Origin of the sequence: Prochlorococcus sp. MIT 1300 (assembly GCF_034092375.1) — a bacterium.
Taxonomy (GTDB): Bacteria; Cyanobacteriota; Cyanobacteriia; order PCC-6307; family Cyanobiaceae; genus MIT-1300.
The window spans coordinates 1,662,282-1,673,229 of record NZ_CP139302.1; the positions used below are offsets into that span (position 1 = coordinate 1,662,282).

Annotated in this window: 10 protein-coding genes; 6 read left to right on the top strand and 4 right to left on the bottom strand. The window is 41.7% G+C overall.

Going from position 1 to position 10,948, the window contains the following annotated elements:
* Positions 1-2: 2 nt before the first annotated feature.
* On the bottom strand, positions 3-266 hold the full coding sequence (gene rpmA, locus SOI83_RS08640; RefSeq protein WP_320676269.1) for a 50S ribosomal protein L27: 264 nt from the start codon (positions 264-266) through the stop codon (positions 3-5).
* A 50-nt stretch (positions 267-316) separates the two neighbouring features.
* Entirely contained in the window at positions 317-685 is a 369-nt protein-coding gene (rplU, locus tag SOI83_RS08645; protein ID WP_320676271.1) for a 50S ribosomal protein L21, read from the bottom strand.
* A 182-nt stretch (positions 686-867) separates the two neighbouring features.
* Here rplU and kaiB point away from each other — a divergent pair, with 182 nt between their 5' ends.
* A complete protein-coding gene (kaiB, locus tag SOI83_RS08650; RefSeq protein WP_320676273.1) occupies positions 868-1,227 on the top strand; it encodes a circadian clock protein KaiB in 360 nt (119 codons plus the stop codon).
* Between the two features lie 65 nt (positions 1,228-1,292).
* A complete protein-coding gene (gene kaiC / locus SOI83_RS08655) occupies positions 1,293-2,792 on the top strand; it encodes a circadian clock protein KaiC (RefSeq protein WP_320676275.1) in 1,500 nt (499 codons plus the stop codon).
* 38 nt (positions 2,793-2,830) lie between these two features.
* Here the strand turns inward: kaiC and SOI83_RS08660 are convergent, their stop codons facing one another.
* Positions 2,831-4,891 carry an ATP-binding protein gene (locus tag SOI83_RS08660; protein WP_320676277.1) on the bottom strand — a complete coding sequence of 687 codons (2,061 nt, stop codon included), beginning with the start codon at positions 4,889-4,891 and terminating at the stop codon, positions 2,831-2,833.
* Between the two features lie 24 nt (positions 4,892-4,915).
* The gene (gene purD, locus SOI83_RS08665; protein WP_320676278.1) at positions 4,916-6,247 is read right to left on the bottom strand and encodes a phosphoribosylamine--glycine ligase; all 1,332 of its coding nucleotides are present in this window, start codon (positions 6,245-6,247) and stop codon (positions 4,916-4,918) included.
* Positions 6,248-6,566: 319 nt separating this feature from the next.
* Between purD and purC the strand changes: the two genes are divergently transcribed.
* The 4 genes from purC to fabZ are packed head-to-tail and all read left to right on the top strand — an operon-like array spanning position 6,567 to position 10,947.
* Complete coding sequence (gene purC / locus SOI83_RS08670; protein ID WP_320676281.1) at positions 6,567-7,319, top strand: phosphoribosylaminoimidazolesuccinocarboxamide synthase; 753 nt, start codon at positions 6,567-6,569, stop codon at positions 7,317-7,319.
* A gap of 44 nt (positions 7,320-7,363) precedes the next feature.
* Positions 7,364-9,631 (top strand): BamA/TamA family outer membrane protein, encoded by a 2,268-nt coding sequence (locus SOI83_RS08675; RefSeq protein ID WP_320676283.1) that lies wholly within the window; start codon positions 7,364-7,366, stop codon positions 9,629-9,631.
* Positions 9,631-10,476: a UDP-3-O-acyl-N-acetylglucosamine deacetylase gene (lpxC, locus tag SOI83_RS08680; protein WP_320676285.1), complete on the top strand. Its 846-nt coding sequence runs from the start codon at positions 9,631-9,633 to the stop codon at positions 10,474-10,476. The genes SOI83_RS08675 and lpxC overlap by 1 nt, the downstream gene beginning before the upstream one ends.
* A gap of 15 nt (positions 10,477-10,491) precedes the next feature.
* A complete protein-coding gene (gene fabZ / locus SOI83_RS08685) occupies positions 10,492-10,947 on the top strand; it encodes a 3-hydroxyacyl-ACP dehydratase FabZ (RefSeq protein ID WP_320676286.1) in 456 nt (151 codons plus the stop codon).
* Position 10,948 lies beyond the last annotated feature (1 nt).

The following is a 10,948-nucleotide window of genomic DNA, read 5'->3' on the forward strand; positions in this document are numbered from 1 at the left end:
TCTCAAACAGACGCAACAGTTATACGTTTTCTATTCCTGAGGCCCCTACGGATACTTTCGAAGCTAACAACACCGTCGGTTAATGCAAACAATGTGTCATCTTTACCTCTGCCAACATTTACCCCAGGGAGCACAGATGTTCCACGTTGGCGAATAAGGATAGAACCAGCAGTTACGGTGGTGCCTCCATATGCTTTAACTCCAAGACGCTTGGAATTGGAATCCCGTCCGTTGCGAGTTGAGCCTGTACCTTTTTTATGTGCCATGAGTGATTAGAGCAGGAAATCAGTTTAGATGTTTTTGGGGTGATTTAAGTTCAGCCAGCAGAAATGGATTGAACCATAACTCTTGTGAGCTCTTGACGATGGCCGTTTTTACGGCGAGTCTTTTTCTTTGGCCGCATTTTATAGACAATAATTTTGGATCCGCGACGGTGTTCCATAACTTTGAGCTGGACTCTTGCTCCCTTTACGTAAGGTTTGCCTACAGTGGTTTTACCCCCTTCTTTGACTAGGAGAACTTTTTCCAGAGAGATCTCTTCATCAACATTTGCCTTTAAACGATCTATGTCGTAGTAACGATCAGGCTGTAGCCAGAACTGTTGGCCAGATGCCTCGACTATTGCGAAGGTGTCTTCTTTGCCTGAAGAGGATTTGGACGATGAAGTTGAAGAAGTCTTGGTCATTGGCTCAAAGACGCTGTCAGGCTCGAAAAAACCAGCTTTGCGTTAGCAGGCTTGTTGGCTTAAAACGATTAGGCCTGAACAGCAATCAAAACACAAACATCAATTTTCTCTTTTGAACACCCTTTTCGTCAAGAACTAATTATCAACCTTCAATCCTTCAATCAAGCGATGGAACAACTCTTATGAGTCCCCAAAAGACATATATCCTCAAGCTCTACGTGGCTGGCAACACGCCTAACTCCATGCGAGCACTTAAAACCTTGCGCAATATCTTGGAAACAGAATTTTCTGGTGTTTACGCTTTAAAGGTTATTGATGTACTTAAAAATCCACAGCTAGCAGAGGAGGACAAAATTCTGGCTACGCCAACTCTGGCAAAAATTCTTCCGCCACCAGTTAGGAGAATCATTGGGGATCTTTCAGATAGAGAAAGAGTCTTGATTGGCCTTGACTTGCTTTATGACGAATTGCATGAGGCGGATTTAGCTCAAGGCTTCCTCAATTCGTTGGGAGATGAAGACATCTCATCAGAAGATTCTTAAGGCAGGCAGTGCACTGATAGATCTTCAGCGCTTTCTCTCTAGGGTTTGATAAGGACTTGTCTGTTATGCAATCTTCTAGCGATTCTCACTCAAGCAATTTGCAGGTTCAGAAACTCCCGACAGGAATCGAGGGGTTTGATGACGTCTGTCAAGGTGGACTCCCTACTGGTAGAAGCACTTTGGTTAGTGGAACTTCCGGTACAGGTAAGACAGTTTTTTCTTTACATTTTTTGCACAATGGGATTTCTCATTTTGATGAAGCTGGAATATTCGTAACTTTTGAGGAGGCACCTTCCGACATCCTTCGGAATGCTGCAAGCTTTGGATGGGATTTACAGCAAATGGTTGATCAGGACAAGTTGTTTATTCTTGATGCATCGCCTGATCCTGATGGTCAGGATGTTGTAGGGAGCTTCGATCTTTCGGGGTTGATAGAAAGAATTACTTACGCAATACGCAAATACAAAGCTAAAAGGGTTGCGATTGATTCAATTACTGCTGTTTTTCAACAGTATGACGCTGTTTATGTTGTACGCAGGGAAATATTTAGGTTGATAGCTCGCTTGAAAGAAATTGGTGTTACGACAGTTATGACTACTGAGAGGATTGATGAATATGGACCTATAGCTCGTTATGGGGTTGAAGAATTTGTCTCTGATAACGTTGTTATTTTGAGAAATGTTCTTGAATCTGAGAAAAGAAGGCGAACAGTCGAAATCCTAAAACTTCGAGGCACAACTCATATGAAAGGAGAGTTCCCTTTCACTATGGGAGCAAATGGAATTAGTGTTTTTCCACTTGGTGCAATGCGATTGACTCAGCGTTCATCAAATATTCGTATTAGCTCTGGAGTAACTGATTTGGATGATATGTGTGGAGGTGGTTTCTTCCAGGACTCCATAATTCTTGCTACTGGTGCAACAGGGACAGGAAAAACCATGTTGGTATCTAAATTTATTGAAGATGCTTATAGAAACAAAGAAAGAGCAATCCTTTTTGCCTATGAAGAATCTCGTGCACAACTATTGAGGAATGCCACTAGTTGGGGAATTGACTTTGAACAGATGGAAGAAGACGGGCTTTTGAAAATAATTTGTGCTTATCCTGAATCCACTGGCTTGGAAGATCACCTCCAAATAATTAAGACTGAGATTGAACAGTTTAAACCTTCTAGGCTTGCTATTGACTCTTTATCTGCGTTGGCTAGAGGGGTTAGCTTGAACGCATTTAGACAGTTTGTGATTGGGGTGACTGGATATGCAAAACAAGAGGAAATAGCGGGTTTCTTTACAAATACAGCTGAAGAGTTTATGGGTAGTCATTCGATTACTGATTCGCATATATCAACTATTACAGATACGATTCTTTTGCTTCAATATGTAGAAATAAGAGGAGAGATGGCCAGAGCTGTCAATGTATTTAAGATGAGGGGTTCCTGGCATGACAAACGGATACGTGAGTTTATTATTACTGATCATGGGCCTCAAATTAAAGATTCTTTTACTAATTTTGAGCAGATTTTTAGTGGGGTACCGCACCGAATAAATATGGAAAGAGCTCAATAGCTCAAAAGCAACAATCCAGCATAGATTTAAAGATAAAACTATAAATCTTGCTCTAAGATTAATTCTCGATTTTTGCGTTCCGCAAGCAGCTGAAGTTCATCAGCATCTGCCTGTTCTAAGGGAAGGTCAAACCAAAATGTAGTGCCAACTCCTGGCTCGCTTGCCATGGCAATTTGGCCGCCATGCTTTTCAATTATCCCTCTAACGATTGAAAGTCCCAGGCCAGTACCTGCTTCAGTATGGACCGCATTTTCGACTCTATAGAATCGATCAAATATTCTTTGCTGGTCTGCATTTGTTATGCCACAGCCTGTATCTGCCACTTCAACTCTTAATCTGGGTAGTGGCGAGATCATTTCGCAGTGAGGGGCTAGAGAAATATTTTCTAGTGGTAAGGCATTGCATGTATCAGGCCATGTGTAAGCTTTAAGTGATAGTTTCCCTCCAGACTGATTAAATTTGAGACCATTGCCAACTAAATTATCTAGAACCTGAAGAATTAGATCCCAGTTGCCAAGAATCATGGGCAGTGTTTCATCAATATCCATATAAAGATCTACTTTTTTATCTACTGCATTTAACTTGTAGTTTCTAATAGTTTGTTCAATTCCTGGCTTTAGGTCCATTGGCTCAAACTGCATGGAATTCCCTGATTCCAATCTAGATAGATCTAAAACATCGTTTACTAGACGAGTGAGTCTGTCCGTTTCGGAATTAGCGACACCTAGAAATTCTTTTTTCTCTTCTTCTGTAAGTTGATCACCAAGATCGTGAAGAGTTTCTACATAGCTTTTTATATTGAAAAGAGGAGTTCTTAACTCATGGGATACATTGCTTATAAATCTACTTTGTGCCGCATTAAGTTCAACCTCTCTAGTTAAATCTTGTACCGTAACTGCAATTCCTTTAAGAGTCTCACCAGTTGAGTCTCTAACGGATTGAAGAACTATTTGAAGAGTTCTAGGAGGCTCGTCAAGACTACATCTTAAATCACTAGACTCAGAAAAGTTGTTGATTAATGAGTCGAGTGGCGAATGTAATTCATTTGCCAGAACTTCTGGGAGTTCGTTAATTAGGTTTTGCCCCTCAAGGTTTCTGCCTTCCCAGCGAAAAAGACGTCTTGCGGTTGGATTGGCTAAAACAATTTTACCTAAACTATCTAATAATATGGCTCCATCAGCCATTGTTGAAATTAGAGTTTGTTGTTTAACTTGAGCGGCAGTCAGTTCTTCAATATTTGCAGCATCATATTCTTGGAGTTGTGATGCCATTGCATTAAATCCGTTGAGAAGCTCTCCTATTTCACCGCTCATTGGTAATGAAACTCTTGCTTCAAATTTCCCTGATTCAATGTCCCTTACACCTCGAAGTAGCTCCTTTATTGGACGGGTTATGGTTAATGCATTGAAGACTGACCCAAGAATTACCAAAACCCAAATTGAAATAAAAACGGAGATTGTGACTTCTCTAGTCAGTGCTTTATTTGCAAGAGCTGTCTCGTTTGGATTGACTCCTATTGCGAGTGTGCCAAGGAATTCTCCTTTCCATAAGAGAGGAACAAACACATCTGTGACTTGGCCTTGAGGAGTTGAATGTTGCCTAACTAAAGGATTTCTTGGCCTTTTTTTGAGTTCTGTAGGGAGCTCAAGACGACGACTTAATTGAAGTTCATTTTCTCCTATTGCTGGAGTCGCACTTACAGGTATTCCTAGATAAATAACACCATCTGGATCAGCGAAAAAAATGTATCGGAGGCTTCGGCTGGATCGCCAGAATTCTTCCGCTACGTTGGCTAGTTCTCTATCTCTCCCTTTAGCCACTAGCTCATTTACATTGCCTGAAAGTAGAAGCCCTAAATCTCTTGCATAGCGAGTGTCATTGAGCCCCGCATCTCTTTGAATACCATTTAAAACAAAGAACGTTATTCCAGTCATCATTAAGCTCACTACAAGCGTTGCGATTGCAAGCAATTTGGTTTGAAGACTGAATTCAGACCACCAAGTAGTTATTCGACGCCACCAATTATTTGGTTCAGGTGAAGGACTCCCTCCACTCTGTTTTGCCCACTCTGCTATTGCTGGTGTGGTTGTATTGGCCATTAAGCCATTTCCCTTAAATACATTTTAGGATTCTCTTGTGAAGAATTGACGCACTTGGTGACCTATATCAGTTCGGTATACCATTCCTTTGAAATGAATTTGCTCTAGTCCTGAATAAGCCTTGGAAAAAGCCTTGTCGAAATCTTCGCCTTGAGCAACTACAGAAAGTACTCGCCCCCCAGAAGTGAAAAGGTTACTATTGGAATCTTTGGTTGTTCCTGCATGAAATATCTGAACAGAGGGAGATACATTTAGTTTTACCCTGATTTGGTCGTTTTTTCTTGGAGTATTTGGATAGCCAGAAGCTGCGGCGACAACGCAGGCACTACAGCAATCAGAAATCATAAGTTTGGGAGCTGAACTTAATTTCCCAAGTGCACAAGCATATAGAACTTTTGCCAATTGAGGCCCCATCATTGGCATGAGAGTTTGGCACTCTGGATCGCCAAACCTACAGTTGAATTCAATTACCTTTGGTCCATCTTTGGTAATCATTAACCCTGCATAAATCACTCCTCGATAATCGATTCCTTGCTTTTTTAATGCTTCTAGAGTTGGTTCCAGTACAGTTTTTTTTGCATGTTCTATGGCAGTGGAATTCAATAAAGGAGCAGGTGCATATGCTCCCATTCCACCTGTATTGGGACCTTCGTCACCTTCCGCTAGGCGTTTGTGATCTTGGGCAGGTGGTAATAAAACAAGGTCTTCACCATCAGTCAGAGCAAATAGAGATACTTCAGGGCCTTGTAGTTGTTCTTCTAGGACCAGCTTTCTGCCAGCGGAGCCAAATCGACCAGCGAAGGCTTCTTTGATTGCTTCTTCACTTTCTATTATTGTCTTGGCAACGGTTACTCCTTTGCCAGAAGCAAGGCCATCCACTTTTACGACTAGTGGTTCTCCGTAGTCATAAAGAATCTTGAGTGCTTCTGTTTCAGTGGTTACTGTCCAATGCTTCGCTGTTGGTATACCTGCTTCATTCATTAGGTTTTTTGCCCAATCTTTACTTGCTTCCAGTTGGGCTCCCTCTGCATCGGGACCAAATACAGCAAGCCCTAAAGCCCGAAGTTGATCAGCTACTCCTTTCGCAAGAGGAGCTTCGGGGCCAATGATTACAAAATTTATTTGATGTATCGAGCAGGCTTTTTGAATTCCTGCAATATCCTCTTCCTTGATTGTCAAACGCTTACAGCCTTTGATTTCTTCTGTGCCTCCATTGCCAGGCGTAACCCAGACCTCTTCAATTTCGGGGCATCGCTTTAAGGCCCAAGCAAGAGAGTTTTCACGGCCACCACTTCCTATGACAAGTATTTTTTTAAGAGATGGGAGATCATGACCAGTTGCTTTAGACATTGTCATTTCAGAAGGCGTTAATCGTTTGAGGGTTTAGCTTGCAAATCTTGTCTTTAGAGGTGAACTGTTCTGAAACTTGCTGCATGTAGTTTTCTTAGAGGGGCTTTGCATATTGCTAGTGCCCGCAAGAATAGTCGATGAGTGATAGAGGGCTTTGCTTTTAAAATGCTGTTTGTCTATCTATCAAGGCTTGGATAGGTGTCTCTATAAACGTATTCACTTGATTTTGATACCCAGAGGTTGTTTTTAGGCAGACTATGAGTGCTCTTGTTTGGGGTAACCCTGATAGGAGGTAATTGCACATTGCTTCTTTTCGCTAACTCTAATGACACCAGACCATGGACCACTTCTTTATGAGGGCAAAGCAAAACGTGTTTTTAGTTCTGATCAGGCCAACATGGTTTTTGTGGAATTCAAAAATGACACCACCGCTTTTAATTCACTCAAGCGTGCCGAGTTAGAAAACAAGGGAAGGCTGAATTGTCAGATATCCGCTTGTTTGTTTGAGTTATTGGAGAAAGAAGGTGTGCCGACTCACTATCAAGCTTTGGCAGCAGAAAACTGGATGATGGTCGAACTAGTTGAAGTTATACCTTTAGAGGTAGTTCTTAGAAACGTTGCCGCTGGCTCGCTATGCAAACAGACTCCCATTGCTGAAGGGACAGTACTTAGCCCTGCCTTGTTTGACTTGTATTTCAAAGATGACAACTTGGGTGACCCTTTGCTTACAGAAGATCGTCTTGAGAGGATGGGTTTGGTAACTGTTGAGCAGAGGAGACATATTGAAAAGCTTGCAAGACGCGTGAACACTGTATTGACTAGCTTTTTAGAACGACTTGACTTAACTCTTGTAGATTTCAAGTTGGAACTAGGCTTTAATCAGGCAGGAGCACTGGTTGTTGCAGATGAAATAAGCCCTGATACATGTAGGTTATGGGACATGCGAATTACTGACCCTCAAGACCGAATACTTGACAAAGATCGATTCCGTAAAGATCTTGGCGGTGTGGTTGAAGCATACGGTGAGATTCACAAAAGGGTCCAAGAAGCCTGCAGTAAACCTCGCAACTACAATTAAGGTCAGGACAAATTCATGGCCCAATAGCAGGATTATTTATTTTCATGGCCAGCTTCTTCTATATCAGAACCACTAAAGCATTTCGAAGAAGTGCTTATGGTCTAGCAATGGCAATTCCGCTTCTAGCGGTCTCAGCTCAAGCTCAACCATCTAATAAAGAAAATAAATTTGGTCTTGGTTATTATTATGAAGGCGATCTATTTGCTGAAGGAACCAGCTCTCAAACAAATAATGAGAACGACGCTCCTAAAATTGATAAACCTTCAAAGAAACAGGTAAAAGATAATTCATCAAAAGAAGCTGTTGATGAGCAAAGGGTGTTGGTTTCAGAAGTCATTATTCAAGGTCTTGAGGGGCATCCACAGCAAGAGAAATTAGAACTAGCTGCTTATGATGCGATGCGATTGAGGCCGCGTAGCAGAGTTACGAGAAAGGAGCTAAAGCTTGCGCTAGATTCTATTTATGCAACTGGCTGGTTTTCAGGAGTACGTATTGAACCTGTTAATGGGCCATTGGGAGTACAGTTAATAGTAAGAGTTCAGCCAAATCCTGTTTTAACCAAAGTTGAATTAGAACCTGCAGATTTAAAGTTATCTGCTGATGTTATCGCCAGGATTTTTAAGAATGATTATGGACGGACTTTGAATCTAAAAAATCTTCAGGTCCGAATGAAACAGCTTAGATCTTGGTACGTAAAAAATGGCTATTCGCTTGCACGCATAACTGGCCCTAATCGTGTTACATCTAATGGACTGGTGCAACTAAAGGTTATTGAAGGAATAGTTTCAGGGATAGAGGTTCAGTTCCTTAATAAAGAAGGCGATGATTTAGATGAGAAGGGAGAAAAGATAGTGGGTAAAACGAAAGAATGGGTAATCAGTAGAGAAATATCTATTAAGTCAGGAGATGTTTTTAATAGAAAGCAACTTGAAGAGGACATCAAAAGGATTTATGAGACATCTCTCTTCAGTGATGTAAAGGTAACTATTAAGCCTGTCACTGGTGAGCCTGGAAAAATAACCATTCTCTTAGGAATTACTGAACAATCAACTGGTTCCCTTTCCGGGGGGTTGGGTTATAGCCAAAGTCAGGGTGTATTCGGCCAGATTGGACTTCAGGATACAAACCTTTTGGGCCGATCATGGAGTTCCAGCCTAAACCTTACTTATGGAGAGTATGGAGGCCTCGCCAATTTCACCTTTTCAGATCCATGGATTAAGGGAGATGTCCATAGAACTTCATATAGAACATCACTATTCTTAAGTAGAGAAATACCTCAGGTATTTAGAAGTCGAAGTTCCGGATCTATCAGGGGTGTATCTGATTATTATGATGGTGGTTCATTGTATGCATATGACATTAAGTCTGATGCTCATTTGCAGGGCAAATTCGAATCAGTCATAGCAGCCAGTGGATCTAATCCTGAGATTAGTTGGTTTGAATACCAAGGTGATTCTGTTGCTCTTCAAAAAAAAGGCGGAAGTTTTGTTTTTTCTAGGCCCTTAAATGGGGGGGACCCTTATAAAAAAGTTCCTTGGAGTGCCTTCGCTGGAGTCAGCCTGCAGTCTGTTAAGCCGATTGATTATTCAGGTAATAGTAGGCCATATGGTGTGCCGACTAGTTCAATTAAAGATGGCAAGGCTTTAGATAAAGAAATTATATGTGTTGCTTTTGATTGTGCAAAGGAAAACAATCTTTTTGGGATTAGAACAGGTGCAACTTATAACAATTTAGATAATCCTAAAAACCCAACATCTGGAAATTTCTTGACCATTGCTACGGAGCAGTTTGTTTCAATTGGAGATAACTCACCTACTTTTAATCGTGCAAGAGCTAGTTATACACATTTTGTCCCTGTTAATTGGTTGAAACTAACTAAAGGGTGCAGGCCTAAGAAAGGTGAAAAATATGACTGTGCCCAAGCTATCGGTTTTCAAGTAAAAGCAGGTACAACCATAGGGCAACTCCCTCCTTATGAGGCCTTTTGTTTGGGAGGATCAAATTCAGTTAGAGGCTGGAATTCTTGTGATTTGGCAGTTGGTAGAAGCTTTGGAGAAGCTAGTGTGGAATATAGGTTTCCTATTTGGAACATAATTTCTGGAGAATTGTTTGTTGACGGAGGCAGTGATTTGGGGTCTCAGGCTAGTGTCCCTGGAAAACCTGGAAAACTTTTAGATAAGCCTGGCTCTGGTTTTTCACTAGGTACAGGTTTGATAGTTACAACTCCTGTAGGACCTTTACGATTAGAGGCTGCATCAAAGGATTTGGATGGGGATTGGCGTTTTAATCTTGGAGTTGGCTGGAAGTTCTAGTGACATTTTGGCCTGAAAATTATGAAGGGTCTTGGACTCTTGCTGAAGAGGCTTCGAGGAATGGCATTGGTTTACATAGTGGAAAATCTTCTGAAATTCGTTTACATCCTTCTGATAAAGCAGGGTTTCATCTTTCATGGATAGGTAGCCAAGAGTTTTCTATAACTTTGGCTCCGCATCAGGTAAGACATAGTGCACTCTGCACGACTATTGAAGTGGGCAATCGTCGACTTGCCACTGTTGAACATCTTTTGGCAGCACTTGCGGGTTGTGGCTTGACACATGTTGATATTGAGGTCTCTGGAGAGGAAGTTCCACTGTTAGATGGATCTTCGCTTGGATGGGTTGAGGCAATTGCAGAAGTTGGAATAGTGCCTGCCAATACTCCCCATAAGAGGCTTTTGCCTTTGAGGCAGCCATTGTCTTGTCATCGTGGAAACAGTGTGATAGTTGCAACCCCAGCAGAGCAGTTCTCTTTAGTTGGTGTGATTGACTTTTCTCAAGGTGCTATTGGCCAACAAATGTTTTCGGTTGAGTTAACCCCTAAAAGGTTTATTCAGGAAATTGCTTCTGCAAGAACCTTTGGTTTTCGTGACCAATTAGATGCATTAAAAGCCTCGGGTTTGATAAAGGGGGGATCCCTTCAGAATGCATTGGTTTGTGATGGGGACCAATGGGTTAATCCACCTCTAAGGTTTTCAGATGAACCAGTTCGACATAAGCTCCTTGATTTAATAGGAGACCTCGCACTTGTAGGTTTCCCAAAGGCCCAGGTATTGGTCTATAGAGGTTCTCATAGCCTTCATACAGACCTTGCTCTTGCACTTTTCAATAGCTGTTCTTAACACCGTCATTTTCTCTTGACTGATCCCACTCCAGACTCTGCCTTGCTCACAAGTGAGCAAATCATGGGCTTGCTTCCGCATCGTTATCCATTTGCTTTAGTTGACCGTGTTATTGAACATGTGCCTGGTCAAAGAGCCGTAGCAATTAAAAATGTGACATTAAATGAGCCTCAATTTCAAGGCCATTTCCCAGACAGACCTCTGATGCCAGGGGTATTAATTGTTGAGGCTATGGCTCAGGTTGGTGGATTGATAGTTGCTCAAATGCCTGACTTGCCTAAGGGCCTTTTTGTCTTTGCAGGTATAGATGGTGTACGTTTTCGAAGACCAGTTGTGCCTGGTGATCAGCTGATTATTTCTTGTGAGTTGACTAGTCTCAAACGGCAGCGTTTTGGGAAGGTTCGAGCCGAAGCCAAGGTAGATGGAAATCTAGTTTGTTCTGGTGAACTTTTGTTCTCTTTAATGGACTGAT